Genomic DNA, 25,800 nt, shown 5'->3' with positions numbered 1-25,800 from the left:
GTACGCCGCGACGATTCCGGAGATCGGTGCTCACCTTCACTAGGGGCCAGGGGTGTGGGCCAGGCTAACCCGGGTCGCGGAGATGCGCCGGTGACAGCGATGACGTCAGGGGGTCGCCATGCCGCCGCCCGCGATGGCGGTCGACGCGACCGCGCGCATGCGGCGCAGCAGCCGCGACGTCACCGGCCGCACCAGCGGGTGCTGGCCGCCGTTCGCGGCCGCCGCTTCCCGCCACGCGGCCGTGCGGGCCTCGAACGTGGTGGCGTCGCCCAGCTCGACGCAGTCGACGGTGTCGTCGTCGAGGTCGATGACGATCGTGTCGCCGTCCTCGATCAGGGCGATCGGCCCACCCAGCGCCGCCTCCGGACCGACGTGGCCGATCACCAGGCCGACCGAGCCGCCGGAGAAGCGGGCGTCGGTCATGAGGGCGATCGAGATGCCCTTCTCCCGGCACAGCGTGGTGATCCGGGACGTCGGGTCGAGCATCTCCGGCATGCCCGGCGCTCCGCGCGGCCCCTCGTAGCGGATCACGACCATGTCCTGGTCGGCGAACACGTCCGGGGTCTCGATGAGGGCGTGCAGCAGGTCCTGTTCGCTGTCGAACACCCGCGCCCGGCCGACGAACCGGTTGTCGACGATCCCCGTCTCGACGCCGGCCAGCTTGAGCACCGCGCCGCCCTCGGGGGCGACGTTGCCCGACAGCAGGCGCAGCCCGCCGGTCGCCTTGAACGGCGCCGACACCGGGTGGACGACCTCGCCGTCGGGTGCGGGCGGGTCGATCCGGGCGACCTGCTCGGCCAGCGTCTCACCCGTGCACGTCATCGGCGAGCCGTCGAGCACACCGGCGTCCAGCAGTTCCCTGACCACGACGGGCAGACCGCCGACGGCGTCGATGTCGACCATGCTGTACTTCCCGAACGGGCGAGCGTTGATCAGCACGGGCACCGCGCGGGAGAGCCGGTTGAACTCCTCCTGCGACATCACCTGGTCCCAGAAGTCGATGCCCGCGGCGCGCGCGATCTCCGGCGCGTGCAGCACCACGTTGGTCGAGCCGCCCATCGCGATGGCGACGATCGTGGCGTTGCGGAACGCGGCGGGGGTGGCGATGTCGCGGGGCGTGATCCCGCGCTGCGTCATGATCTCCAGGCAGTCGACGACCTGCTCGGGGAACACCTCCGTGCGCCGCGGGTCCTCCGACGCGGGCGACACCATGTGCAGCGGTTCGAGCCCCAGCAGGGCGATGAACGACTGCATCGTGTTGTAGGTGAACATGCCGCCGCAGCTGCCGTGGCCGGGGCAGGCGTTGCGGGCCCAGCGCTCGCGCTTGGCCAGGTCCGGGTCACCCGCCACCTGGAAACAGCTCACCAGGTCGATCGTCTCGCCGGTGAGCGGGTCGGTGCCGGGGCGGATCGAGCCGTCCGACAGCACCACCGCGGGCACGTTGCGCTCCATGATCGCGGCGGTGGCCCCGACCGGCGGCTTGTCGCACGCGACGACGGCGACCAGGCCGCGGATGTCGCTGCCCTCGAAGTGCAGGGACAGGCCGTCGTTCGTGGTCTCGCGGCCGATGAGCGAGTACCGCATCTGCGGCGTGCCGTTGCGCTGGCCGTCGGAGACACCGCCCGAGTAGTTGGGGGCGAGCAGGCGCACCGGCAGGTCGCGCTCGGAGATCCGGCGGCCCATCGCCGCGTGCACGGCGTCGACCTTGTCGTTCACCCCCACGTAGCAGACGCTGTCGCCCAGCGTCCCGACCACACCCCACGGCGCCCCGTGGATCCGGTCGACGTCCTGGCCCAGCGCCTTCGCGGTGGCCACGGCCTGGCAGTCCTGACCGGGCCGCCAGACGTCCTGGCCCTTCGGCTCACTCATCGGTCCATCTCCTCGTTCGTTCTCGGCAATGGACATCATCGGCCGTGACCTTGCGTAGCGCGTTCGGGGTACCGCCGTGGCTGCCCTCTACAGGCCTCGGGTGATCGAGCGGCTGCCGCCCATCCAACCGGGGACGTGCACCATCTTGATCCCGGCACCACCCGCGACGATCGGTTCCACGCTCCCGACCGACGTCCCCGGGGCGCGCGCCGCCAGGAGGGCGCCGGCGCGCCCGGCGAGGTACCGGGAGAGGTCCGCGGGGCCCGTGCCGAGCCCGGTCAGGCGGCTCGCCACCTCGGGCGGCACCACGACGAGGTGCTCGCACCCCGCGGCCCGGCCCGGGTCACCGGACGCGAGCGCAGCCCCGGCGAGCAGCTCCGCGTTGTCGGTCGCCACCGTGCTCCGCGGCCAGCCGCGCCCGAGGGGGAGGCGGGTCGTCGCGGTGAGCACGTCGGGCGGCGCGGGCACCCTCGCCGCCGACCGCTGCGAGGACAACGGGCTCGTCCTGCCCGAGCTGGCGGAGGGCACCCAGGAGAAGCTCGCCCGGATCGTGCCCGACTTCGGGTCGTGCACGAACCCCGTCGACGTCACCGCCCAGCTCTTCCAGCGGGACGGGCGGGCGTTCGGGGACGTCTGCTCGATCGTCTGCAACGACCCGGCCACCGACGCGCTCCTGGTGCTCGTCACGATGGTCACCGGCGAGGACGCCGTCAACCTGGCGGAAGACCTCGCCGCCGCCATGGCGGGGGTCGACGTGCCCTGTTGGGTCGTGTGGTTGGCGGGCCGGGACCACACGGCGCGCCCGCGCGAGATCCTCGCCGAGGCCGGGATCCCGGTGTTCTCCTCGATCGCCGCCGCCGCCCGGGTCGCGGGCATGCTCGCGCCGCCGCAGCGGCCCGCCCTCCCACCGGAACCGCGCCCGGCCGTTCCCGTGGATCGCCCTGGAGCCGGGATGGCGTCGGGAGACGCCGGCCGGACCCTGCTCGACGCGATCGGCGTGGCGCGCCCGCGTTCCGCACTCACCCACGACCCGGGCGAGGCGGTCACCGCCGCCCGCGAGCTCGGCGGCCCGCTGGCGCTGAAGGCCGTCGCACCGGGGCTGGCGCACAAGATGGACGCCGGCGCCGTCCGGCTCGGGGTGCCGGTCGACGAGGTCGCATCGGTCTACGCCGACCTCGTCGAGCGCGTCCCCGGCCTGGACGGTGTGCTCGTCCAGCAGATGGCGGCCGGCGGGCTCGAGCTCTTGGTCGGGGCCACCGCAGGACGCGACGGCTGGCCGCCCGTGCTCACCGTCGGGCTCGGCGGCACCGCCACCGAGGTCCACCGCGACCTCGCCACGGCGCTCGCACCGGTCACGTTCGACGAGGCGCTGGCGATGCTGCGCTCGCTGCGGTCCTGGCCGCTGCTGGCCGGGCACCGCGGTGCGCCCGCGCTCGACGTCTCCGCCGCGGCCGACGTGCTGGTGCGGGTCGGCCAGGCGATCTCCCACCGGCCCGAGCTCGTCGAGCTGGAGATCAACCCGCTGATCGTCGCGTGCGAGGGCGCGCTCGCGGCGGATGTGCTGATCACCGTTGACCAGGACCGTTGACACCCGTTGGTCGGCCCGTCCGCGGCCCCCGCGGCGTTCAGCGGCCTCCGGTGGCGCCGCGCAGTGTGCGGGGCCGCCCCTCCCAGGTCAAGGGCGCTTCGCGTCGCTGCGCGAGCGCTTCGCGCCGCTTGACCTGCGAGCCTCTGCGGCCCCTCCCGGGCATATCGCGGGCAGGCCGGGGCCTGCCCGGTGGGCGCGGCGCCACCGGAGGCGGTGTGGGCGGACATGATCGCGGCTTCGGTGCCGCAGCGGCATAGAGGGTGTTGCCGAATCGGCCGCAGCGGCGTTCGGCGATCAAGGCGAAATGGTCGCCAGTCGATCTTCAACAGCGACCATCATCCCTTGACCGCCGCCCTGACCTGCCGTTATCGGGTGCACATCGTCGTTGCCACAACCATGGACAACCGATACCCGCTGATCACGGGCCGCCGCCCGGCAGCTGGATCTGGCAACACCTCCATACGGCCGTGGGTGCACCCATTTGCTGATCAAGCCTGGGCCCGATGAGCATGATCGGCGGCCTGGTGCGCGGTCGGCCGTATGTGGCCGTGATGTGGCCGTGCATGCACCGATCTGCTGATCAAGCAGTTCCCGGTGGAAGGGCGGCTGCACGAAGGCCGGCGCCGCAGCGGTCCCGTCGGCCCGTCGGTCCGTGGCCGAGACCGTCCCTGGGGGCTGGCCGAGGGCTAGCCCACTATCCTGTGGTCCCGAATCGCAGCACCGCCCCCGGCCCGAGCTGCGTGCTGTCCCGGGGCTTCGCGTTCGAGTTGTCCGGGCCGCAGTAGCTCGATGTCGAGCTGGTGGTCGGGTCCGGTTCCGCGGAACGCACCGGGACTCTCGCCGGGGCCGTGGTGGGTGTGGGGGCGGGACCACCGGATGGTCCGCGCGCACCCGGCAGTGACGGTCTCGTCGTGAACTGGCGTGCCTGATAGCCGGGGACGGCCGTCAACGCAACCTCAGGATCCGGTGGTGTACCCAACCAGGCCACCCACCCGAGGCGACGGGGTCGACGGACCGGGCCGAACGCACGCGAGGCCGGCGACAGGAGGCGGGGCAGGAGCGGCCGGCCGGGTAGGGCGCGCCCACCGCAGCAGATCCCACTGTGATCGCTCGCGCCGCGCAGCGGTGCGACCCATGATCGATCCGACCAGCACCACGCTGCGCCCGCAGGCACGCTGAGGTACTTCTCGCGGCCCATGATCAGCCCGAGCGGCACACCAGCGCGAGGACCACACCTCCTCGCGTCCCCAACGACCGTCGGGTACCGCCCCGCTGCAGAACTAGAAGGGGTAGCGAGCGAGGCGCAGCGTCCCGTCGCTCCCGTTCTCGGTGACCACGCGCATTGCCGGCACGAGTTCGCTGGTGACGACGCCGTGCTCGGCGGTGATCTCGTCGACGACGTCGAACGACCTCGCGATCCGGTCCGGGCTGTCGACGACGACCGTGACCACCGGGACGCTGCGCCCGAGCTGCAACAGGCGGTCACCGTGCGGGGGCCGGTCGTCGTGGAAGCCCCAGATCCCGCGCAGGGCGGTGGCACCGCGGGCGCCGGTCTCCCGGAGCCGGCGGACGAGGGCCTGGTGCACGGGCTGCCCGGCGTGCATCGCCCGTTCCGAGGTGTACACCATGAGCTTCTGCCACAGCGCCATGCCGGCCTGGTCGCTCGACGGTAGCCGGTGGGGCCGGGCGAGGAGCTCGCCGCGCTGCTTGCAGACACGCACCCGCTCGAGCGTGAGCAACGGCCTGCGCAGCAGTCCGCCGAGCTCCGGCAGCACGCGCCCGATCCGCTCGCCCGACCCGACCGCGATGATCATCATCGGTACGTCCGCGTTGCGCCCGAAGAAGCGGGCCCTGGCCCGCTCGCCGTGCGCGGTGCCGTCGACGCCGAGCAGCACGGTCGCTCCCGCGATGCCACGACGGTGCAGCAGGTCGCACACCGCGAGGAAGGCCGGTGCCCGGTAGACGCGCTCCCGGCGGCCGACGTACACGGTCAGCTTCGTCGCCTCGTGCAACTCCTCGGGCAGCACGACCGGCCCGATGTCGTCGCGCAGCATCCGGGCCCGCTCCAGGGTCACCAGCCCGCGGTGGTCGATCTTGCGCACGTCGTCGAGCAGCATCTCGACCCGCTCCCGCGTGTCGACGGCGACGGCCGTGACCGGGAGGTCCTCGGACAGCGTGAGCAGGCGGTCCGTGCGCAGCGCGTGGCTGAGCCCGAAGCCCTCGGCTCCGCGCAGCAGGACGCTGGTCGCGATCTCCCGCTCCCCGCACAGGTCGAGCAGCACGTCGGCGAGGAAGCGCCCGCCGACGCGCTGGCGCTCCCCGAAGTACGCGGTGAGCTTGAGGCTGTCCAGGTTCACAGCACGCCCCCGACCAGCTGGCCGACCGCGGCCGCGGCGACCCCGAGGACGAGGCTCACGACGACGTTGCCGACCAGGCCGGAGACCTGGCGGTCCTCGGCGAGCCGCTGTGTCTCGAACATCCACGTGGAGAACGTCGTGTACGAGCCGACCAGTGCCGTGCCGGCCAGCAGGGCGATCCGATCGTCCAGCGCGAGCCCGCTGAGGAAGCCCAGCAGCAGCGCACCCGAGATGTTGACGACCAGGGTGCCGTAGGGGAACGCGCGGCCTGCGCGGGCCGAGACCACCTTGTCCACGGTGAAGCGCAGAACCGAGCCCACACCGCCCAGCAGCACGACACCCGTCCAGACGGCGGCCTCGCCGACGATGCCGTTCATGCCCGCACCCGCACCCGGCGGACCACCGCGGTAGCGAGGTGGATCGCGGCATATCCGACGGCGACGCTCGCCAGCACGTACGCCGACGCGAGCCCGTAGGCGTGGTGGCCGAGCATGCCGAGGATCTCCACCTGCATGGTCGAGAACGTGGTCAGGCCACCGCACAGCCCGGTCCCCAGCAGGGGCCGGCGGTAGCTGGACAGCGGCAGGCGCTCCTGCAGCCGTGTCGCGAAATACCCCAGCAGGAACGCGCCGACGATGTTCACCACGAACGTCGGCCACGGCCACTGCGTCGGCGCGTGCGGGAACACCACGCCGAGCATGGCTCGGGCGAGCGCGCCGAGCGCGCCTCCGACGAAGATCGCAGCCAGTTCGCGCCCGTCAGGTCTGGCCATCCGGCCCACCCCTGACCGTGCTCATGCCGGCCTCACAGCCGCTGCTCTGCCACCCACACCGCACCCATCGACGTCAGGACCAGGGAAGACTACGCGGGCCGCGCGACCACGATCTCGCCGCGCCGGTGACCGGCGCGGGCCGGGCGAACCGTTGCGCTCTCGCAAATGCTGCGTATCCTCGAGTTGACGCTCACGGTCGGCTCAGAGTTGCACTTCCGCGCGTGGGGCAGGTGATGTTGCGATGTCCGCAACAACAGCAGAAGGCGCAGCCGCGAGATCAAATAGCGGGGTCGCCCGGTTCTTACCCGGTCTCGGCGGGGAGATGTTGGCCGAGTTCCTGGGAACTTTCGTTCTGATCATGTTCGGCCTGGGATCGGTTGCTGTCGCGGTGGTCGGTTTGTCCGGCTCGGGGCGGCAGTCCACCCCGTTCGACGCGGCGAACTGGCTGATCATCGCATGGGGTTGGGGGTTGGGTGTCGTCCTCGGCGTGTACGTCGCCGGTGGAATCAGCGGTGCGCACATCAACCCGGCCGTCACCCTGGCGCTCGCGGTCCGGCGGGGATTCTCCTGGAGTCGGGTACCGGCCTACTGGTTGGCCCAGTTCCTGGGTGCGTTCGCGGCTGCGGCGCTGGTCTACGCGGTGTACTACCCCGCGATCGACACGTTCAACGTCGCGGGCGGATTTGCCTCGCGGAGTGACTCGCTATCCACATTTGCGATCTTCGCGACGTTCCCGGCCAGCTACTTCAACGGCGGTCTGTGGGGGCCGTTGCTCGACCAGATCGTGGGTACCGCCCTCCTGCTGGCGCTCGTCGCCGCATTGATCGACCCTCGTAATCAGTCGCCGCGCGCGAACATGGCGCCCTTCCTCATCGGCATGGTCGTGGTGGCAATCGGGATGTCCTTCGGGACGAACGCCGGCTACGCCATCAACCCGGCCCGCGACTTCGGTCCTCGCTTGTTCACCTACCTCGAGGGCTGGGGGCATCTGGCCTTCCCGGGCGCGGGGATGAACTTCGACAACTACTGGTGGATCCCCATCGTCGGCCCGCTCATCGGTGGTGTGATCGGGATTTGTGTCTACGACCTGCTCATCGGCAGCGTTCTCGCTGCCCGGACCCGGGCCGGCGAGGAGCACGAGGTCGGGCGGGTCCCGGAACCGGACGAGCGATGATCACCGACGGCGTCCTCGCGGGCGTCACCCCCTGACGCGGGACGCCGCAGCCACCAGAACCACCAGCGGCGGGTCGCTGCCGAGGACCAACAGGGCCCCCTGCAGCAGGCTCTGATCGATCAGTGCCAGCCCGGCGACGAGCATGATGATCGCGACCACGAACAGCGCCCGGCCGATCCGGTCGGCCACTGTGGGCGGGGACGCCTCCTGCTCGGCGAGCTCCCGTTCGATCGCGCGCAACGCGCGGCGTTGCCGCCGGTTCAACGACATGGCAACCAGCTCGATCCGTTCGGGAGCTGACGATCCGGACGCGGGGTACCAACGACTGCGCTAGCGCAAACTTTGCTCTTCGGCCGAGCGGCCTTGACCATGCCGTTGCGGCATGGTGTGAACTGCTTCCGGTGCGTGACCTCGCGCCACTCGTGTCATGCCGTCGACCAGGCGGCCGGAGAGGGGAGCGATGACCGGGGCGAACGGCGGAGCAGAGCGGGAACGACCGGGCGGGCCGGGCGCCGAGACGGCCCCACTCCCTCGCGTCGGGCCGGGTGCGGCCGGACGCCGGGGCAAGGAACGCTCGCCGGAGGACCTCGAGCAGGCGAAACAGGCCTGGCGGGACGCCATGCCGTGGGACCATCCGATGTCTCGCGGGGACAAGGTCCTGGTCTTCTCGACGCTCGGGGTCGTGCTGCTGATGGTGGCCTCGATGCCGGTGCGGCCGTTCCTGCTGGCCTCGCACCCGGTCGCGCTGAGCGCGATCACCGGCAGCCTCTCCGCGATCGGTGCGGGAGCCGCGTTCGCCCGGATCGGCGAGGGCGAGCTGTGGCTGGTGATCGCCGCAGGCGTGTTCGGGATGATCAAGTTCGACTGGTTGTTCTGGCTGGCCGGGCGGCGGTGGGGCGCGAAGGTGGCCGAGTTGTTCGCGCCCGGCGACTTCGCGAAGCGGTTCGTGTCCCGGATCCGGTCCTGGCCGGCCTGGGCGATGCCGCTGGCCGTCGTGGCGGCGGCGCTGCCGGGGATCCCCGCGCCTGCGGTGTTCGCCGTGGCCGGGCTCGGTGGCATGCGGCTGGTCCCGTTCCTGATCTTCGACGCGGTGGGTGCCGCGCTGATCGCCGGACTCGTCGCGGGCCTCGGTTACGGGGTGGGCCAGCACGGGGTGGATGCCGTCCTGATGATCGACGAGTACGCGTTGTGGATCACTTTGGCGCTGGTCGTCGTGGTGTCGGTCCGGGCCGGTTACCGGGGCTATCGGCAGGACCGGGCGAAGAAGGCCCGTGCGGTGCGCCCTGCGCGGTGACCGGCCGGGAGATGGGATCGTGCCCGTGTGTCCACGGTTGCCGTCGACGGCGCGACCCTGAGTTGTGCCGATGTCGTCCGGATCGCCCGCGCGGGCGACGACGTCGAACTCGCCGCTCCCGCCCTCGAACGGGCCGCACGCGCCCACGAGTTGGCGATCGAGATCAGCGCGAAGCGGGCGGTGTACGGCCGGACCACCGGGGTGGGGGCCAACCGGCACGTGGTGCTCGACCCGACCACGGTCGACGAGCACGGCCTGCGCCTGCTGCGCAGCCATTCCGGCGGGGTCGGGCGCGTGCTGCCCGACGATGCGGTGCGGGCGCTGCTGGCGATCCGGCTCAACCAGCTGGCGGCGGCCGGTAGCGGGGTGCACCCGAGGCTTTTGGTGGCGCTGGAGCGTGCGCTGCGCACCGGGTCGGTGCCACGGGTGCACGCGCGGGGCGCGATCGGGACCGGAGACCTCACCGCGCTCGCCGAGGTCGCGCTGACCCTCGCCGGTGAGCGGCCATGGGCCGCCGGCGGGGTCGAGCCGGTGGCGATCAGCCCGGGGGACGCGCTGGCGTTCATCTCGTCCAACGCGGCCACGCTGGCCCAGGCGGTGCTCGCCTGGAGCGACCTCGGCGTGCTGCTGCGGGCCAGCCACGTCGTCGCAGCGCTGTCGTACCTGGCGCTGGGTGGGTCGCCGGAGGCGTTCTCACCGCAGGTGCACGCGCGCAGGCCGTTCCCCGGATCGGTGCGCTGCGCGGCCGAGATCCGGGCGCTGATCAGCCCTCCGGACGGCGCGCCCGCGCCGGGGCGGCGGCTGCAGGATCCGTACGGGCTGCGGGTGTTCCCGCAGGTCCAGGGGCCGGCGCTGGACGCGGAGGACGCCGTCGAGGCGGTGCTGGGCATCGACATCAACGCGGCCGCGGAGAACCCGCTGATCGACGTCGAGGGGGCGACGGTCAGCCACCACGGCCAGTTCTGCACGCCCTACCTCGCGCTCTGGCTGGATCACCTGCGGGCGGCCGCGCACCACGTCGCGGAGCTTTCGGTGGCCCGGCTGGGTGACCTGGTCGAGCCCGAGCTGACCGGGTTGCCCGCGTTCCTCGCGGCGGGGCCGCCGGGCAGCTCCGGAATCATGATCCTGGAGTACGTCGCCCACGACGCGCTCGCCGAGATGCGCAACGCCGCCGCCGCGGTGACGACCGGCACGGCGGTGATCTCCCGTGGTCTGGAGGACCACGCGAGCTTCTCCACCCAGGCGGTGCGCAGCACCGCGGCGGTCACCGACGCCTACCGCACGGTGCTCGCGTGCGAGCTCGTGGGTGCGGTGCGTGCGCTGCGGATGGCCGACGAGGACCTGCCGCGGATACCGGCGGCCGCGGTCTTCCACCGGCTCGCCGACGAGCTGCCGGGGATCGCGGAGGACCACCCATTGGGCGGGGAGATCGCTCGCGCCGAGGAGCTACTGGTCGACCTCGCCGACCCCGGATTCGGGGTCCCGTGATCACGGGCGTTCATCCGATGGCGGGGAGCGCCGGCCGGTACAGCCACGCGGTGAAGAACGCCGAGAGGTCGGTGTCGGCGTGCCGTCCCGCCAGCTCGACGAACTGCGCCGTGGTCACCGTCGCGTGCCGGTGCCGAGCCGCCCAGTCCCGCAGCAGGGCGAAGAAACGCTCGTCGCCGATGCGTCCGCGCAGGGTGTGCAGCGTGAGCGCGCCGCGCTTGTAGACCCGCTCGTCGAACATCCGCGCGAGCCCGGGGTCGGCGAGGACGAGGTCGGCCGGCTTCGCCGCCACCCGCGCGTGCCACTGCCGGGCGTGCGCCGCGGCGGCGCGGCTGCCGGTCGCCTCCGACCACAGCCATTCCGCGTATGTCGCGAAGCCCTCGTTGAGCCAGATGTGGCGCCAGTCGGCGATCGTGAGGCTGTTGCCGAACCACTGGTGCGCCAGCTCGTGCACGACGAGCCGTTCGTGGGTGCGCCGGCCGTCGAGGTGGTTCGCCCCGAAGATCGACATGCCCTGGGCCTCGATCGGGTCGTCCAGCTCGTCGTCGGTGACGACGAGCTGGTAGTCGGCGAACGGGTAGGGCCCGAAGAAGCCCTGGAGCGTCGTCATGATCGCGGCGTGCCGGCCGAGGTCACGCGCGGCGGTGCGGCGCAGCCGGGCCGGGAGCAGTGCCTTCTGCGGCACCGGGCCGGGGGAGAGCACGACCTCGTCGTAGCGCCCGATCTGCACGCTGACCAGGTACGACGCCGTGGGCTCGGCCCGCTCGAAGACCCACGTCCGCGTGCCGGCGGAGCGGCGCCGAGCGGTGAGCACCCCGGTGGCGGCGACGGTGTAGGGCGCCGCGGTGGTCACGGCGATGCGGTAGGTCGCCTTGTCCGAAGGGTGGTCGTTGCAGGGGAACCAGGACGGCGCGCCGATCGGCTGGCTCGCGACGAGCGCGCCGTCGGTCAGCTCGTCCCAGCCGACGTCGCCCCACCGGCTGGTGACCGGGGCCGGGTTGCCGACGTAGCGGACCTCGACGGTGAACCGACCCGCGACCGGCCGGGCCGGTGTGACGTGCAGTTTCCCGGAGCGCAGTGTGAACTTCGCCCGCTCGCCGTCGACGAGCACCCGGGGCACGCGGAACGCCGCGAGGTCGAGGCTGAACCGGCTCAGCGGCGCGTCGGCCACGGCGGTGAGGACCGCTCGCCCGGTGAGCCGGTTGGCCGCGAGCCGGTAGTCGATGTCCAGGTCGCAGTGCTCGACCCGGTACCCGCCGTTGCCGTGCGCGGGCAGGTAGGGGTCGCTCGACCGGTCGGCGCCGGCCACCGGTCTCCGGCGCTCGCCGCCGGGCGGCCGGCGACTCAGCCCCACGTCGTGATCGGGTTGCCCAGCCAGCGGGTCGACGCGGGGACGGTGTCGCCGCGGGTCACCAGGGAGCCCGGCCCGATGGTCGTGCCCGCGCCGATGCTCGCACCGGGGAGGATGATCCCGTTGGGTCCGAGCGTCGCGCCGGCGGCGATGCGCACCTCGTCCATGCTCATGATCCGATCATGGAACAGGTGGGTCTGCACGACGCAGCCCCGGTTGACGGTGGCGCCGTCGCCGAGCCGCACGAGGTCGGACTCGGGCAGCCAGTACGTCTCCAGCCAGACGCCGCGGCCGATCCTCGCGCCCATGGTCTCCAGCCAGGCCGTGAGCACCCGGGTACCGCTCGCCGGCCCGACCAGCCACGGCACCGCCAGCACCTCGACGAACGTGTCGGCCAGCTCGTTGCGCCACACGAACGAGCTCCACAGCGGGCGCTCGACCGGCCGGTAGCGGCCCACGAGCAGCCACTTCGCGGTGGTCGTCAGGCCGGCGGCCGCGATGCCGGCGGCGAGCAGCAGCGGGCCCGCGAGCAACGCGGCCACGGCGAACCCGGCGGTCGAGTGGATCGCCATCAGCTGCCCGACGACGAGCACGGCCAACGCGGCGGAGCAGATCACCGGCGCCACCCGGCCCAGCTCGATCAGCCCGCGGGCGACCTCGAGCCGGCGCGGCGGGTGGAACGTGCGGCTGGTGTCGCCCTCCTCGGTCGCCCTGCGCAGCGGCATCGGCGGCAGGCCGAGCCAGGACGAGCCCTTCTTGGCCTTGGGCGGTGCCGCGGACAGCACGCCGACGAGCCCGCGGTTGGGCACCGCGCGGCCCGGGGCGGTCATCCCGGAGTTGCCGAGGAACGCCTGCTTGCCGACCCGCGACGGCGCCACGTGCATCCAGCCGCCGGACAGCTCGTAGGTGCCGACCATGGTGTCGTCGGCGAGGAACGCGCCGTCCGCGATCGTGGTCATCCTCGGGAGCGCGATCACCGTCGACGCCTCGACGTGCCGGCCGACCTTCGCGCCGAGCAGCCGCAGCCACGCGGCCGTGAGCCGGCTGGAGTACAGCGGGAACAGGCTCGTGCGGGCCATGCCCATCAGCCGCTCGGTGGTCCAGACCTGCCAGCCGGCGCGGCTGTGCACCGGGTGGAAGCCCTTCACCATCCCGATGCCGAGCAGCCGGACCCCGGCCACGACCAGCGCCGCGTACGTCAGCAGGTACGCGAGCGTGGCGGGGGCGACCGCGAGCAACGCCGCGCCCGTCGCCTCCGTGGGCGACGTCGAGGCGAGAACCCCCGTCCCGACGATCAGGAGCGCCGGCAGCGCCGACACCGCGGGGAGCAGCCCGAGCAGCATCGACGTGACGCCGTACGCGAACACCCAGGCGCGTGAGCGCGGCGCCCGGGTCGGCGGCCAGTGCACGTCGCCCTTCCCGGTGCGCCCCGCGGGTGAGCCCGCCCAGCGCTCACCGGCGGGGACGGCACCGCGCACCGTCGAGCCCGCGGCGACCTCGGCGTCCTTGCCGATCCGCGTGCCCGGCAGCAGCGTGCTGCGCGAGCCGACGGTGGCCCCGGCGCCGATCCGGATCTTGCCGATGCGCACGACGTCGCCGTCGACCCAGTAGCCGGCGAGGTCCACCTCGGGCTCCACCGCCGCGCCCTGTCCCACCTTGAGCAGGCCCGTGACGGGAGGCGCGGAGTGCAGGTCGACGTCCTCGCCGATCCTCGCGCCGAGCGCGCGGGCGTAGCGGGTGGTCCACGATGCGCCGGAGACGCCGGTGGCGCCGGACAGCTCGGCGAGCCGGGTGGCCGCCCACAGCCGCACGTGCACCGAGCCACCGCGCGGGTGGCTGCCGGGACGCACCCCGCGCAGCAACAGCCGGGCGCCTCCCGCGGCGATCCCGATCCGCCCGGCCGGGCTGAACAGCACCAGCCAGGCCACCGCGAGCGTCCACCACGGCACGGCGGGCGCCCACGGGACCACGGCGGCGGCGACCGTCGAGATCGCGGCGGCGACGCTCGCCCAGCGCAGGCCGACCAGCGCCAGCATCGGTGCCATCAACAGCGCCTGCGCGCCGGTCGTGTGCCACGGCAGCGGTGCGACGTGGCGCCGCCTGGTCCGGGTCGCGGTCAGTGCGTCCAGCCGGGCCGCGAGCGATCCCAGCTTCGGGTGCAGGTAGACGTCGTTGACCGACACCTGGGGGTGCCGGGTCCGGATCCGCGCCACCAGCTGCGCCGCGGTGAGGCTGCCGCCGCCGTGGGTGAAGAAGTCGGCCTCCGGGTCGGTCACCGGCACGCCGAGGATCTCCGCCCAGCCGTCGGCCAGCCAGCTCTCGGTGGGGGTCAGGCGGCCCGCCACCTGTGATGTCGAGGCCAGGGGCCACGGCAGCGCGTCCCGGTCGACCTTGCCCGACGTGCGCGTCGGCAGGTCGTCGAGCACCGCGAGGAGCGGCACGAGCGCGGCCGGGAGCCGCTCGCGCAGGGCGAGGGCCGCGGCGTCGGTGTCCAGCCCGACCTCCGCCACCACGTACCCGACGAGCACCTGGTTGCCGGCTCGGGTGCGGCGCACGGCCGCCGCCGCGCCGCGGACGCCGGGGAGCGCGAGCAGCGCGGCGTCGACCTCGCCCAGCTCGATGCGCCGCCCGCCGAGCTTGACCTGCTCGTCCGCACGCCCGACGAACAGCAGCCCCGCCTGGTCGGCGCGGACGACGTCACCGCTGCGGTAGGCGCGGTCCCAGCCCAGCGAGGGCAGCGGGGCGAACTTCGCGGCGTCCTTCTCCGCGTCGAGGTAGCGGGCGAGCCCGACCCCTCCGATCACCAGCTCGCCGCTCTCGCCCATCGCCACCGGCTCGCCCGCGGCGTCGACGACGGCGAGCGCCCAACCGTCGAGCGGCAGCCCGATCCGCACCGGGCCCTCGCCGGTGAGCTGCGCGGCGCACGCGACGACGGTGGCCTCGGTCGGCCCGTAGGTGTTCCACACCTCGCGGCCCTCGACCGCGACCCGTTCCGCCAGCTCGGCCGGGCACGCCTCCCCGCCGAAGATCAGCAGCCGGACGTCTTCGAGGGCCTCCGGCGGCCACAGCGCGGCGAGCGTCGGGACGGTGGAGACGATCGTGATCCGCTGGGCCTCCAGCCACGGCCCGAGGTCGACCCCCGTCCGCACCAGCGCCCGGGGTGCCGGGACCAGGCAGGCGCCGTGTCGCCACGCGAGCCACATCTCCTCGCAGGATGCGTCGAACGCGACCGACAGCCCCGCCAGCACGCGGTCGCCGGGTCCGATCGGCTCGTCGGCGAGGAAAAGCCGGGCCTCGGCGTCGACGAACGCCGCGGCGGAGCCGTGGCTGACCGCGACCCCCTTCGGGGTGCCCGTCGAGCCGGACGTGAAGATGATCCACGCGTCGTCGCCGGGGCCGGGGGCGCCCGGGGTGCCGATCGGCGCGCCGTACCTGGTCATGGACCCGCCGTCGCCGAGCACGGCGCACACCCCGGCCTCGCCGAACACCAGCTCGGCCCGCTCGTCGGGGTCGTCGGCGTCGACGGGCACGTACGCGGCGCCCGCTGCGAGCACGGCGAGGATCGCCACGTACAGCTCGGCGGTGCCGGAGGAGATCCGGACGCCGACGCGGTCGCCGACGCCGATTCCGGCGGCGGCGAGGCGCCGCCGGACGGCGTCGACCTCCTCGGCCAGCCTGCGGTAGCCGAGCACCGTGTTCCCGGCGTCCACCGCGGGCTCGTCCGGGTACCTCGCGGCGGTCTCGGCGAGCACGTCGAGCAGCGTGCGGCGGGCCGGCGCGGCCGCGGCCGGGTAGAGCGCGGGAGCACGGGTCAGCGCGAGCGTCACCGGGCACCGACCGGGGTCGGTGATCCCACCAGTGCATGGGCGGTTCGGGCATGGCGACGGCAGCGGGCAGCGCGCGGGCGCATGTCTCACCTTCCGGGTGAACGTGCTGTGTCAACCGCCGGGTGAAGAGATGGGCGCGACAGGCGGCGCCACCCGGGCACAGCGATCCGGCCGTCCAGGGTAAGCGCAGGTGCCCGGCGGGTCGCGGATCAGTGTGGGAGTTCACCCTTCCCGGTCGGCTCCCGGCGGTGGGTCCCTGCCGCCTGCGCCGGGCGAAGCCGATGGATTTCGGGTGTAGGTTGCAACGGCTCCGGCCGCGCCTTGCGAGCGTCGTCCTCGCAGGCGGGGCATGATCGAATGGAGACGGTGATGTCGCGGGTTCCATCGACGAGGCCGGCAGGCCGGGCGACGGCGCTGGTGCTCTCGACCCTGCGGGCCGCGATCGTCAGCGGCGAGCTGAGCCCCGGCGAACAGATCCGGCAGCAGACGTGGGCCGACCGCACCGGAGTCAGCCGTCCGCCGTTGCGGGAGGCGCTCGAGATCCTCACCAACGAGGGCGTGCTCGTTCATGGGCTCAACCAGGGCTACTTCGTCGCGAAGTTCAGCCGCGACGAGATGGAGCAGCTCTACGCGATGCGCGCGCTGCTGGAGCGCGAGGCGCTCAAGGAGATCGTCTGGCCGACGGAGGCCCAGCTCGCGGAGCTCGACGAGGTCGCCGACCACATCGAGGAGCACGCCAGGTCGGGCCGACCCGACATCGCCCTCCAGGAGCTCGCCGGGTTCTACATGCGCGTCTACGAGCTGTCGCCGAAGAAGCTGATCGTCGACGAGGTGAAGCGGCTCTGGGCCAGGACGGCGACCTACCGCTCGTTGAGCCTCGACGTCAGCGCCGACCCCGGGCGGTCCCCCCGGCGTCTGCATCTGATCGTCGACGTCCTCCGCGCGAAGGATCTTCCCCGGCTGCGGAAGGTGCTGCTCCGCCCGACGCTGCGCGGGCGTGACGGCACTTCCGTCGGCGGTCGGCCGATTCCGGCCGGCGCCACCGATCGCCGCGCCGCGGGGTAGGGGCAGCGCCGGATCCACCGGCGACGGGCCGGGTCCCGTCGTCGCCGACCAGTCGCGCGCCGAGCCTATTGACACGACCGGATAGCAACTTCAGGATTGAAGACGCTGCCGTTCCCACCACGGAGCGCCTGACCGGCGTTCGGCTCGATCCAGCGCGATGGCGCGCCCCCACCAGGCGTGATCTCGCGTTCTCCCGCGGCAGTGACGGCTGGTGAGCCCCGTTCTGCAACGGAGGATCAGATGCTGAGCGCTAGCGACAACGAGACGATCTGCCGGGTCGGCGCGGGCACGCCCATGGGCGACCTGATGCGCGAGTACTGGGTGCCCTTCGCGCTCGGGACCGAACTGGAGCCCGACTGCGACCCGATGCGCATCATGCTGCTCGGACAGCGGTTCCTGGCGATCCGGACGACGGCGGGAACGCCGGTTCTGATGGACGAGACCTGCCCGCACCGCGGTGCCTCGCTCTGGTACGGGCGCAACGAGCAGGAGGGAATCCGCTGCGTCTACCACGGGTGGAAGTTCGACGGCTCGGGCACGTGCGTCGACATGCCGAACGAGCCCGTGGGCAGCAACTTCAAGGACAAGGTGCGGCTGCCGGTGTACCCGGTGACCGAGGCCGGTGGGCTGGTCTGGGCCTACATCGGCCCGCGTGCGACGCCGCCGCCGATGCCCGCGTTCGAATGGTTCGACAATCCTGAGGGCTCCAGTGCGGCCTGGGCGTTCCAGCGCGAGTGCAACTGGCTCCAGGCGCTGGAAGGCGACATCGACACGAGCCATTTCGGGTTCCTGCACGTCGGCCACGCGGAGCCGGAGGACGCGCCGGAGGGATCGTTCCTGCGGTACACGATCGAGGACCGCGCCCCGCGCTACAAGGTGCTCGACACCGAGTTCGGCGCGACCTACGGCGCCTACCGTCCGGCCGGCACGCCCGACCAGCTGTACTGGCGCTTCGCGCACTTCCTGTTCCCGTTCTACGCGATGGTCCCCACCGGGGTCCTGGGGACGAAGCTGCAGTTCCGGGCGTGGGTCCCGATGGACGACGGACACACCATGGCCTTCCACTCGGCGCCGACCGAGCGCCGGTTCACGGCGCCGGCCGCGCAGAAGGTGGGGATCACCGAGCGCGAGGCCACCGCCACGACGTACCTGCCCAACACCTCCGGCTGGTTCGGCCGGTTCCGGATGTCGGCCCGTGTCGAGAACGACCACGAGATCGACCGCGCGCGGCAGCGCAGCGGTGCCAGCTACACCGGACTGGGCAGCGTGATCATCGAGGACCAGGCGATCACCGAGAGCATGGGGCCGATCTTCGACCGGACCCGTGAGCACCTCGGCAGCGCGGACGTCATGGTGATCCGGGTGCGCCGCCGCCTGCTCGCCGCGGCCCGCGCGCTCGCCGAGGAGGGCACCGCCCCGCCGGCGGTCGACGTGCCGGAGGCCTACCAGCAGCGCTCCGGCGGGATCGTGCTGCCCGCCGACGCCGACTGGATGGAGGCGACCGCCGAGCTGCGCAGGGCAGGCGTGCAGCACGCGGATCTCGACCCGGCGCTGGCGGGCGGGGCGTGAGCACCACCACGGCGACGCTCGACGAGCTGCTCGCGGTCCCGTACGTGCTCGACGTCCGGGCCGTGCCCGGCGCGGACGGGGACTGGCGGTGCCGGGTCAGCTACGACGAGCTGCCCGGCTGCGTCGCCGAGGGCGCCACCCCGTTCGACGCGCTCACCCGCCTCGAACGCCTGCGGGTGGCGATCGTGACCGAGCTCCACGAGCAGGGCCGGCCCGTGCCGGTCCCGCGCGCACCCTTACGCGTCTAGTCACCCCGAACCGGTCCAGCAGAGAGGCATCGACAATGCTGTCCGTCGAACAGAACGAGATCCTCACCCGCGTCGGGCCGGGGACGATCATGGGCAACTTCCTGCGCCGCTACTGGACCCCGGCCCTGATGACACGCGAGCTGCCGACGCCCGGCTGCGACCCGGTGCGGGTGCGGCTCCTCGGGGAGAACCTGGTGGCCTTCCGCGATCTGAACGGCCGGCTCGGGCTCATCCAGGAGAACTGCCCCCACCGCGGTGCATCGCTCTTCTACGGGCGCAACGAGGCGGCGGTGGACGCGCCGGGCGCCCCGGGCGACGGCGTCTGCGGGCTCCGGTGCCCGTACCACGGTTGGCAGTTCGACGTCGACGGCAACTGCATCGACATGCCCAGCGAGCCCCCGACGAGCAGCTTCAAGAACCGCGTGAAGGCCAAGGCGTACCCGGTCCACGAGTCCGGTGGGTTGATCTGGACGTACATGGGCGCCCCCGACACGATGACCCCGTTCCGGGACTTCGGCACCGACTCCCTCTCCGCGGAGCACGTCTCGGTGGGCAAGACCTTCTCGCCGTGCAACTGGGTGCAGGCGATGGAGGGCAACCTGGACAGCGCGCACATCTCCTGGCTGCACTCGTACAACGCGATCGCCGACATCCCGGACGACGGGTCGGACAAGCCCGGCTACCTCTCCAACGACATGTCCTGGAAGGTCTGGCTGCACGACCGCGCGCCGCGGCTGGAGGTGCACGACACCTGGTACGGCTACCGGTACGCCGGCATCCGCACCACACCCAACGGCCACACCCACGTGCGCATCACCGGGTTCTGCGTCCCGTACATCACGGCCGTCGCCAGCATCCCGTTCCGGACGCGGCTGTCGATGTTCATCCCCATCGACGACGAGAACACCTGGCGGATCAACCTGAACGCCCAGCCGCCGCGCAACCCGAACGACTACGGCGGCCACAGCCTGTTCGACGTCCCGAACTACCCGTACGAGAAGCGCAGCTTCGACGGGATCCGCGGGCGGCGCTGGACCGCCGAGAACGAGTACGAGATCGACCGCGACGTCCAGCGGAGCACGACCTTCTCCGGTATCGCCGACTTCAACAGCCAGGACCTGATGGCGACCGAGTCCATGGGGCCGATCTACGACCGCTCACAGGAGCACCTCGGCACCACCGACCGCGCGGTGATCCGGATGCGCCGGATCCTGCTCGAGGCCGCGAAGGCGCTCGCCGCCGACGGCACGACCCCGCCGGCGCTGGCCGGCGTCGAGGGCCACGACTTCACGACGTTCCGTTCGGCCGAGAAGATCCTCGAGCCCGGCGAGGACTGGCGCATCCTCGGCACCGACGACGACCCGGCCGTCAAGGAGGCGATGCTCGCCGCGGGCGAGGGGTGACCGTCGGGCCGCGGGCTCGGCTACGTGTCGCAGGTCCCCGGAGATCCTCGGTGATCACTCAGTAGTGGATGGCGCCGCGGGCACCACCGCCCACCGCGATGGCGTCGCCGGTGATCGCCACGCTGCGGGGGGAGGCGAGGAACGCCACGACGTCGGCCACCTCGGCCGCGGTCACCATCCGTCCGATGCTGGTGCCGGCGGCGTAGCGGTCGGCGAGGTCGGCGGGCAGGTGTTCGGTGCGTTCGGTGAGCGTGGGTCCCGGGTGGACCACGGTGACGTTGATGCCGGCGCGGCCCAGCTCGTCGGCGAGGTTCTTGGTCATCGCGGCGACCGCGACGTTGCGGACGGAGCCCACCAGTGACCCGGTGGTGCGTGCGTTGAGCCCACTGATGTTGATGATGCGGCCCCATCCCTGGGCCACCATGTGTGGTTCGACCGCGCGTGCGCAGCGCAGGTAGCCGAGCACCTTCGTCTCGATCTCGGCGCGCAGCGCGTCGTCGGTGAGCTGGGGGAGCGGGGGTGCGCTGCCTCCGGCGGGTTGTGCTGCGGCGTTCACGAGGACGTCGACGCCGCCGAAGGTGTCGGCGACCGCGGCGACGGCCGCGCGGACCGCGTCGTCGTCGCGGGTGTCGGTCGGTCGGGTGAGCACGCGCGTGCCGTGCCGCCCGACGTGCGTGGCGGCGTGTTCGAGCGCGTCGCGGCCGCGGGCGAGCAGGGCGACATCGGCGCCTTCGGCGGCGAGCCGGTCCGCGACCGCGAGCCCGATCCCACGGCTGCCGCCGGTGACGAGGGCCCGCTTTCCTGTCAGTTCGAGATCCACTTGCCCATCATCGGCGCGACGCCGTGCGTGGGGCTACGTGAGGTCGTCTCGAGCAGCACCGGGAGTGGCCGACCTCTTGGGCGTATGCGTATACGCTCGATTCCGTATGTAGACGCCTGCTCGCTGTTAGGCTGCCTTGATGTCGAGTGATCGAGAGACCGGCGTGCGCGCTGTGAAGTCGGCGGCCCGCACGGTGGATCTCCTCGAGCTCCTCGCCACCCGGCAGAACCGGCCGGCCCGCCTCCGCGAGCTCAGCGAGGCCCTCGGGGCGCCCCGCAGCAGCGTCTACGCCTTGATCCGTACCCTCGTCGAACGAGGCTGGGTCCGGGTCGACCCGACCGGCACGCAGTACAGCATCGGCATCCGCGCGCTGCTCGCCGGCACCACGTACCTCGACACCGACCCGTACCTCCGCATCGTCCAGCCGCACATCACCGAGCTCTCCGCGGCGCTCGACGAGACCATCCACTTCGGCCGGATCGACCGCGGCGACATCGTCTACCTCGCCACCAAGGAGTCGACCAAGTACATCCGGCCGTTCAGCCGGGTCGGTCGCAGGCTGCCGGCCTTCAGCACCGCGATGGGCAAGGCGCTCCTCGCCGAACGCCTGGGCGATGACCCGGACCCGGGTATCGACGCGCACGTGCCCCGGGAACGGGCGCCGCTCACCCCGAACACGCTCGTCGATCAGGAGGCGTTGGTCGGCGACCTCGAACTCACCCGCAGGCGCGGGTTCGCGATCGACAACGAGGAGAACTACGTCGGCGTCCTGTGCTTCGGATTCGCCCTGCGGTACGCCAGCCCGCCGACCGACGCCATCAGCTGCTCGGTCCCGGCGGCGAGCCTTGACGCAGGGAGGCGGGAGGAGATCGTGGCGGCGATGGAGCAGACGCGCCTCGCGATCGAGCGCATGGCGCCCGTCGACCTCACCGCCTCCCCCAGCGGCCAGGGAGGCTAGGAGACACCCGCCAGCGCGTCCGGGTCGGCGAGCAGCGGGTGGTGGCACTCGGCGCCGTGGCTCGGATCGCCGACGAGCGGCGGTGCGTCGGTCGCGCACACATCGGTCGCCCGCCAGCACCGCGTCCGGAACCGGCAGCCGGACGGCGGGTCCAGCGGGGACGGGATCTCGCCCTCGAGCACGATCCGCTCCGCCCGGGCGGCCCGATCCAAGGTCGGGGCCGCCGACAGCAACGCCGCCGTGTACGGGTGCCGCGGCCCCTCGAAGACCTGCCGGGTGGGTCCCGACTCGATGATCCGGCCCAGGTACATGACGACGACCCGGTCCGCGACGTGCCGGACCACCGACAGGTCGTGGGAGATGAACAGGTACGACACCCCGAGCCGCTGCTGGAGCTCCGCCAACAGGTTGAGCACCTGCGACTGCACCGAGAGGTCCAGCGCGGAGACGGGCTCGTCGCAGACCACCAGGTCCGGCTCGAGGGCCAGCGCGCGGGCGATGCCGAGGCGTTGGCGCTGGCCGCCGGAGAACTCCGCGGGGTAGCGGTCGGCGTCGCCGGGCCGCAGCCCCACGAGATCGAGCAGCTCCCGCACCCGGCCGGCCCGGTCCCGTGCCGTCGGGTACAGGTCCCGATGGGACTGCCATGGCTCGGCCACGATCTCGCCCGCCGTCATCCGCGCGTTGAGGGAGTCGTACGGGTCCTGGAACACCATCTGGACGCGACGCCGCCAGGCCAGCAGCTCCTTCCCGGCGAGCGCGAACGGGTCGACCCCCGCGAACCGGACGGTGCCACCGTCCGGGCGTTCCAGCGCCAGCAGCGTGCGGGCGAGCGTCGACTTGCCGCAGCCGGACTCGCCGACCAGGCCGAGCGTCTCACCGCGGCCGAGCTCGAAACCGACCCCGTCGAGCGCGCGTACCCGCCCGCCTCGAACGGCGAAGCTCTTGCTGAGCTCCCTGACCTCGACCAGTGGATCAGGCATTCGGCACCTCGTCGGGGTAGAAGCAGGCCGTCCGCCGAGTGCTCCCGAGCGGGGCAAGCGGCGGCCGTTCGGCCCGGCAGCGGTCGCGGACCAGCGGACACCGGTCCTGGAAGACGCAGCCCGTGGGGATCGCGTGCAGGTCGGGTGGCACGCCGGGGATGGAACGCAGCGGCTCGCTCCGGTCGCCCTGGTCGGGCACCGAGTCCAGCAACCCCTTGCTGTACGGGTGGCGGGGGTCGGCGAACACCTCGTCGACCGGCCCCGTCTCCACCACGCTGCCGGCGTACATGACGGCCACCCGGTCCGCCTCCTCGGCGACGAGCGGCAGGTCGTGGGTGATCAGCACGAGCGCCATCCGCTGCTCGGTGCGCAGGTCGCGCAGCAGCCGCATGATCTGCGCCTGCACGGTGACGTCGAGCGCGGTGGTCGGCTCGTCGGCGATCAGCACCCGCGGGTGCAGCGCGACAGCCATGGCGATCAGCAGCCGCTGCCGCATCCCGCCGGAGAACTGGTGGGGGTAGCTGTCGGCCCGGACCTGGGGCTCCGGGATGCCCACCTGCGCCATGAGCTCCACCGCCGCTCGCCGGGCCTCCCGGCGCGACTGCCCGCGGTGGATCCGGAACGGCTCGGCGAGCTGGGTGCCCACCGGGTACACCGGGTTGAGTGCCGTGAGCGCGTCCTGGAACACGATGGCGATCTCGGGCCCGGCCTTGGCCCGACGGGTGCGCTCGTCGACGGCGAGCAGGTCGACGGCGTCGACCCCGTCACCGAGCTGGACGGCGCCCGCGGTCACGTCCGCGACCGGGTCCAGCAGCCCGACGACCGCGCGGGCCGTCATCGACTTGCCGCAGCCGGACTCGCCGAGCAGCGCGAGGGTCTCGCCGCGGCGGGCCGTGAAGCTCACGGCGTCCACCGCGCGGACGGTGCCGTCCGGGGTCCTGATGTCGACGCAGAGACCGTCGACGTCGAGCACGGTGTCGGTGTCGGGCGGGGCGGCGGTCATGGGCGGGCCTCCTGCTCGATGGGCACGCTGCGCGCCACGCCGGGGCGGCGTGAACGCGGCGCGAGGAGTCGCCAGCGCTCGCCCGGGTCGCCGGCCAGCCGCACCCAGGCCGAGAGCACCGTCGCCGCCACGGTGACGAGGACGATGGCGAGACCGGGGAAGAACGACAGCCACCACGCCGTGCGCAGGTAGGTGCGTCCCTCCGACACCATGAGGCCCCAGCTCACGTCCGGCGGCTGGATGCCGATGCCCAGGAAGGAGAGCGACGACTCGGCGAGCGTGATGTAGCAGAAGTCGAGCGTCGCGACGGTCAGCAGCGTGGGCATGATGATCGGGAGCAGGTGCCGGCGGATGATGGCGCCGCCCGCGGTGCCGAACGTGCGTGCGGCGTCGACGAACCCGCGGCCGCGCAGCGCGGCCGCCTCGGCCCGGGCCGTGCGCAGGAAGACCGGGATCCGGGTGATCGCCAGCACCAGCACGATCGTCGCGACGCTCGGCGCGAACACGTAGAGCACGACGACGGCGAGCAGCAGCGACGGGAAGCTCATGATCACGTCGGCGATGCGCATCGCGATGCTCTCCCGGCGGCCGCGGTGGTAGCCCGCCCACATGCCGATCGCGGAGCCGATCACCATCGACAGCAACACGGTCGGCACGGCCACCGAGAACGTCGTCGCGCTCGCCACGATCAGGCGGGCGAGCACGCTGCGGCCGAGCGCATCGGTACCCAGCAGCCCGAACCAGCCCAGGTCGAGGGTGAACGGGGGGCGGCGGGCGAGCGCGAGGTCCTGCCGCTGGGCCGCCTCGCCGAGCAGCAGCGGACCGAGCAGGGCGCACAGCGCGGCGACCAGCAGCACGACGGCCGCCGCCGTGGCGACCCGGTCGGCCAGCAGCAGCCGGAGCAGGCCGGGCGAGGACCGGCGCGGCGCAGAAGTGGTGGTGGGGGTCAGTTCGGCGGTGCTCATCGCTCGGCCTCGCTACGCTCGGCCGGCGCTTCGCGCAGGCGCTGTGACATTGATTCGCTCGCAAGCTCGCTCATCGCGGCCTTCCTCTACACCGTCGCGACGTCGCGGACGCGGGCGTCGAGCAGGGCGTAGCCGATGTCGATGGCGATGTTCAGGACGAAGATCGTGACGGCGGTCAGCAGCACGGCTGCCTGCAGCACGGCGAAGTCCCGCTGCAGGATCGAGTCGATCATCAGCTTCCCGATGCCGGGCCAGCCGAAGATCGTCTCGACGATCACCGCCCCGTTGACGAGGGACACCGCGAGGTCGCCGGCAACGGTCAGCGCGGGCGCTGCGGCGTTGCGCAGCGCGTGGTGGGTGACGACACGCCTGCTGTCGGCGCCCTTGCTGCGCGCGAGCCGGACGTAGGGCGCCGACAGCGCGGAGACCATCGCGCCGCGCACGACCTGGGTGAGCACGCCGAGGGGCCGGATCATCAGGACCGCGACGGGCAGGACCCAGGACAGCAGACCGTTGTCCATGCCGGAGGTGGGGAGCACCCCGAGGACCACGGCGAGCAGCCACACGCCGGTCACGGCGAGCCAGAAGTCCGGCACGCTGGCCGCGGTCATCGTGAGGAACGACGACGCCCGGTCGGCAGGCGAGTTCGGCCGGTACGCCGCCCAGCTGCCGATCACGAGGGCGCCCAGCACCGCGAGGAGCATGGTGACCGCCGCCAGCGACAACGTCACCGGGAACGCCCGCAGCACCATCTCGGCCGCCGGCTCCTCGGTACGCAGCGACGTGCCCAGGTCGAGCTGCACGACCCCGGCCAGGTAGTCGAGCAGCTGCCGCCACACCGGCAGGTCGAACCCGTTCGCCGCGGCGAACTCGGCCCGGTCCGCCGGTGAGGCCGACTCCGGCAGGTACAGCGCTGTCGGGTCGCCGGTGAGCCGCGCGAGCAGGAAGACGCCGAGGAACACGACCAGCAGCGGGATCGCGGCGCTCACCGCGCGGCGGCGCAGGAAGGTCAGCACGGGACGGCCCGGGGGAGGGCGGGTGCGGCCGGGACGGTCATGGGATTCCTCCG

At 72.7% G+C, this 25,800-nt stretch carries 22 protein-coding genes; 9 read left to right on the top strand and 13 right to left on the bottom strand.

Going from position 1 to position 25,800, the window contains the following annotated elements; genetic code table 11:
* Positions 1 to 105: 105 nt before the first annotated feature.
* Positions 106 to 1,869, bottom strand: coding sequence for a dihydroxy-acid dehydratase domain-containing protein (locus ACU436_RS05940; protein ID WP_459022400.1), 1,764 nt, complete (start codon positions 1,867 to 1,869; stop codon positions 106 to 108).
* Between the two features lie 87 nt (positions 1,870 to 1,956).
* Entirely contained in the window at positions 1,957 to 2,265 is a 309-nt protein-coding gene (locus ACU436_RS05935; protein WP_459022398.1) for a hypothetical protein, read from the bottom strand.
* 46 nt (positions 2,266 to 2,311) lie between these two features.
* Here ACU436_RS05935 and ACU436_RS05930 point away from each other — a divergent pair, with 46 nt between their 5' ends.
* Positions 2,312 to 3,457, top strand: a complete 1,146-nt coding sequence (locus ACU436_RS05930; protein ID WP_459022397.1) for an acetate--CoA ligase family protein — start codon at positions 2,312 to 2,314, stop codon at positions 3,455 to 3,457.
* A gap of 1,280 nt (positions 3,458 to 4,737) precedes the next feature.
* On the opposite strand, the gene ACU436_RS05925 is transcribed toward ACU436_RS05930, so the two are convergent.
* The 3 genes from ACU436_RS05925 to crcB (ACU436_RS05915) are packed head-to-tail and all read right to left on the bottom strand — an operon-like array spanning position 4,738 to position 6,586.
* Positions 4,738 to 5,814 (bottom strand): DUF190 domain-containing protein, encoded by a 1,077-nt coding sequence (locus tag ACU436_RS05925; RefSeq protein WP_459022395.1) that lies wholly within the window; start codon positions 5,812 to 5,814, stop codon positions 4,738 to 4,740.
* The gene (gene crcB / locus ACU436_RS05920) at positions 5,811 to 6,191 is read right to left on the bottom strand and encodes a fluoride efflux transporter CrcB (protein WP_459022393.1); all 381 of its coding nucleotides are present in this window, start codon (positions 6,189 to 6,191) and stop codon (positions 5,811 to 5,813) included. The genes ACU436_RS05925 and crcB (ACU436_RS05920) overlap by 4 nt, the downstream gene beginning before the upstream one ends.
* Entirely contained in the window at positions 6,188 to 6,586 is a 399-nt protein-coding gene (crcB, locus tag ACU436_RS05915) for a fluoride efflux transporter CrcB (protein ID WP_459022391.1), read from the bottom strand. Before crcB (ACU436_RS05915) ends, crcB (ACU436_RS05920) begins: the two co-directional genes overlap by 4 nt.
* A 322-nt stretch (positions 6,587 to 6,908) precedes the next feature.
* On the opposite strand from crcB (ACU436_RS05915), the gene ACU436_RS05910 reads away from it, so the two are divergent.
* On the top strand, positions 6,909 to 7,760 hold the full coding sequence (locus ACU436_RS05910) for an MIP/aquaporin family protein (RefSeq protein ID WP_459022390.1): 852 nt from the start codon (positions 6,909 to 6,911) through the stop codon (positions 7,758 to 7,760).
* Between the two features lie 24 nt (positions 7,761 to 7,784).
* Here the strand turns inward: ACU436_RS05910 and ACU436_RS05905 are convergent, their stop codons facing one another.
* Positions 7,785 to 8,030: a hypothetical protein gene (locus tag ACU436_RS05905; RefSeq protein ID WP_459022388.1), complete on the bottom strand. Its 246-nt coding sequence runs from the start codon at positions 8,028 to 8,030 to the stop codon at positions 7,785 to 7,787.
* A 190-nt stretch (positions 8,031 to 8,220) separates the two neighbouring features.
* Between ACU436_RS05905 and ACU436_RS05900 the strand changes: the two genes are divergently transcribed.
* Both ACU436_RS05900 and ACU436_RS05895 read left to right on the top strand, forming a co-directional pair.
* On the top strand, positions 8,221 to 9,054 hold the full coding sequence (locus ACU436_RS05900; RefSeq protein ID WP_459022386.1) for a DedA family protein: 834 nt from the start codon (positions 8,221 to 8,223) through the stop codon (positions 9,052 to 9,054).
* A gap of 27 nt (positions 9,055 to 9,081) precedes the next feature.
* Entirely contained in the window at positions 9,082 to 10,542 is a 1,461-nt protein-coding gene (locus ACU436_RS05895; RefSeq protein ID WP_459022384.1) for an aromatic amino acid ammonia-lyase, read from the top strand.
* Between the two features lie 10 nt (positions 10,543 to 10,552).
* On the opposite strand, the gene ACU436_RS05890 is transcribed toward ACU436_RS05895, so the two are convergent.
* Together ACU436_RS05890 and ACU436_RS05885 are read right to left on the bottom strand one after the other, a co-directional pair.
* Positions 10,553 to 11,896 carry a M1 family metallopeptidase gene (locus ACU436_RS05890; RefSeq protein WP_459022382.1) on the bottom strand — a complete coding sequence of 448 codons (1,344 nt, stop codon included), beginning with the start codon at positions 11,894 to 11,896 and terminating at the stop codon, positions 10,553 to 10,555.
* Entirely contained in the window at positions 11,887 to 15,720 is a 3,834-nt protein-coding gene (locus tag ACU436_RS05885) for a Pls/PosA family non-ribosomal peptide synthetase (RefSeq protein WP_459022381.1), read from the bottom strand. Before ACU436_RS05885 ends, ACU436_RS05890 begins: the two co-directional genes overlap by 10 nt.
* Positions 15,721 to 16,089: 369 nt before the next feature.
* Between ACU436_RS05885 and ACU436_RS05880 the strand changes: the two genes are divergently transcribed.
* The 4 genes from ACU436_RS05880 (at position 16,090) to ACU436_RS05865 (ending at position 20,005) form a co-directional block, all read left to right on the top strand.
* Positions 16,090 to 16,785 (top strand): GntR family transcriptional regulator, encoded by a 696-nt coding sequence (locus tag ACU436_RS05880; RefSeq protein WP_459022379.1) that lies wholly within the window; start codon positions 16,090 to 16,092, stop codon positions 16,783 to 16,785.
* A gap of 240 nt (positions 16,786 to 17,025) precedes the next feature.
* A complete protein-coding gene (locus tag ACU436_RS05875; RefSeq protein ID WP_459022377.1) occupies positions 17,026 to 18,354 on the top strand; it encodes a Rieske 2Fe-2S domain-containing protein in 1,329 nt (442 codons plus the stop codon).
* Positions 18,351 to 18,602, top strand: a complete 252-nt coding sequence (locus tag ACU436_RS05870; protein ID WP_459022375.1) for a type II toxin-antitoxin system HicB family antitoxin — start codon at positions 18,351 to 18,353, stop codon at positions 18,600 to 18,602. Before ACU436_RS05875 ends, ACU436_RS05870 begins: the two co-directional genes overlap by 4 nt.
* Before the next feature lie 35 nt (positions 18,603 to 18,637).
* Positions 18,638 to 20,005, top strand: a complete 1,368-nt coding sequence (locus ACU436_RS05865; protein ID WP_459022373.1) for a Rieske 2Fe-2S domain-containing protein — start codon at positions 18,638 to 18,640, stop codon at positions 20,003 to 20,005.
* A gap of 58 nt (positions 20,006 to 20,063) precedes the next feature.
* On the opposite strand, the gene ACU436_RS05860 is transcribed toward ACU436_RS05865, so the two are convergent.
* Positions 20,064 to 20,825: an SDR family NAD(P)-dependent oxidoreductase gene (locus tag ACU436_RS05860; protein ID WP_459022371.1), complete on the bottom strand. Its 762-nt coding sequence runs from the start codon at positions 20,823 to 20,825 to the stop codon at positions 20,064 to 20,066.
* Between the two features lie 139 nt (positions 20,826 to 20,964).
* On the opposite strand from ACU436_RS05860, the gene ACU436_RS05855 reads away from it, so the two are divergent.
* Positions 20,965 to 21,783 (top strand): IclR family transcriptional regulator, encoded by an 819-nt coding sequence (locus tag ACU436_RS05855; protein WP_459022369.1) that lies wholly within the window; start codon positions 20,965 to 20,967, stop codon positions 21,781 to 21,783.
* Here the strand turns inward: ACU436_RS05855 and ACU436_RS05850 are convergent.
* The 4 genes from ACU436_RS05850 to ACU436_RS05835 all read right to left on the bottom strand — a co-directional run bounded on the left by ACU436_RS05850 (position 21,780) and on the right by ACU436_RS05835 (position 25,747).
* A complete protein-coding gene (locus ACU436_RS05850; protein WP_459022367.1) occupies positions 21,780 to 22,763 on the bottom strand; it encodes an ABC transporter ATP-binding protein in 984 nt (327 codons plus the stop codon). The two genes, ACU436_RS05855 and ACU436_RS05850, sit on opposite strands and share 4 nt — an antisense overlap.
* The gene (locus tag ACU436_RS05845; RefSeq protein WP_459022365.1) at positions 22,756 to 23,766 is read right to left on the bottom strand and encodes an ABC transporter ATP-binding protein; all 1,011 of its coding nucleotides are present in this window, start codon (positions 23,764 to 23,766) and stop codon (positions 22,756 to 22,758) included. The genes ACU436_RS05850 and ACU436_RS05845 overlap by 8 nt, the downstream gene beginning before the upstream one ends.
* The gene (locus ACU436_RS05840; RefSeq protein ID WP_459022364.1) at positions 23,763 to 24,731 is read right to left on the bottom strand and encodes an ABC transporter permease; all 969 of its coding nucleotides are present in this window, start codon (positions 24,729 to 24,731) and stop codon (positions 23,763 to 23,765) included. The genes ACU436_RS05845 and ACU436_RS05840 overlap by 4 nt, the downstream gene beginning before the upstream one ends.
* Before the next feature lie 86 nt (positions 24,732 to 24,817).
* Complete coding sequence (locus ACU436_RS05835; RefSeq protein WP_459022362.1) at positions 24,818 to 25,747, bottom strand: ABC transporter permease; 930 nt, start codon at positions 25,745 to 25,747, stop codon at positions 24,818 to 24,820.
* Positions 25,748 to 25,800 lie beyond the last annotated feature (53 nt).

The organism is Pseudonocardia wallangbongensis (assembly GCF_054486945.1).
The sequence above is the reverse complement of the archived record's forward strand: the minus strand, read 5'-3'. Positions and strand labels throughout refer to the sequence as shown.

Excerpts from the sequence above, each read along its gene's own strand:
- ACU436_RS05940 (WP_459022400.1), bottom strand. The coding sequence starts at position 1,869 with ATGAGTGAGCCGAAGGGCCAGGACGTCTGGCGGCCCGGTCAGGACTGC.
- crcB (WP_459022393.1), bottom strand. The coding sequence starts at position 6,191 with ATGAACGGCATCGTCGGCGAGGCCGCCGTCTGGACGGGTGTCGTGCTG.
- crcB (WP_459022391.1), bottom strand. The coding sequence starts at position 6,586 with ATGGCCAGACCTGACGGGCGCGAACTGGCTGCGATCTTCGTCGGAGGC.
- ACU436_RS05910 (WP_459022390.1), top strand. The coding sequence starts at position 6,909 with ATGTTGGCCGAGTTCCTGGGAACTTTCGTTCTGATCATGTTCGGCCTG.
- ACU436_RS05905 (WP_459022388.1), bottom strand. The coding sequence starts at position 8,030 with ATGTCGTTGAACCGGCGGCAACGCCGCGCGTTGCGCGCGATCGAACGG.
- ACU436_RS05900 (WP_459022386.1), top strand. The coding sequence starts at position 8,221 with ATGACCGGGGCGAACGGCGGAGCAGAGCGGGAACGACCGGGCGGGCCG.
- ACU436_RS05880 (WP_459022379.1), top strand. The coding sequence starts at position 16,090 with ATGTCGCGGGTTCCATCGACGAGGCCGGCAGGCCGGGCGACGGCGCTG.
- ACU436_RS05875 (WP_459022377.1), top strand. The coding sequence starts at position 17,026 with ATGCTGAGCGCTAGCGACAACGAGACGATCTGCCGGGTCGGCGCGGGC.
- ACU436_RS05865 (WP_459022373.1), top strand. The coding sequence starts at position 18,638 with ATGCTGTCCGTCGAACAGAACGAGATCCTCACCCGCGTCGGGCCGGGG.
- ACU436_RS05855 (WP_459022369.1), top strand. The coding sequence starts at position 20,965 with ATGTCGAGTGATCGAGAGACCGGCGTGCGCGCTGTGAAGTCGGCGGCC.
- ACU436_RS05850 (WP_459022367.1), bottom strand. The coding sequence starts at position 22,763 with ATGCCTGATCCACTGGTCGAGGTCAGGGAGCTCAGCAAGAGCTTCGCC.
- ACU436_RS05845 (WP_459022365.1), bottom strand. The coding sequence starts at position 23,766 with ATGACCGCCGCCCCGCCCGACACCGACACCGTGCTCGACGTCGACGGT.
- ACU436_RS05840 (WP_459022364.1), bottom strand. The coding sequence starts at position 24,731 with ATGAGCACCGCCGAACTGACCCCCACCACCACTTCTGCGCCGCGCCGG.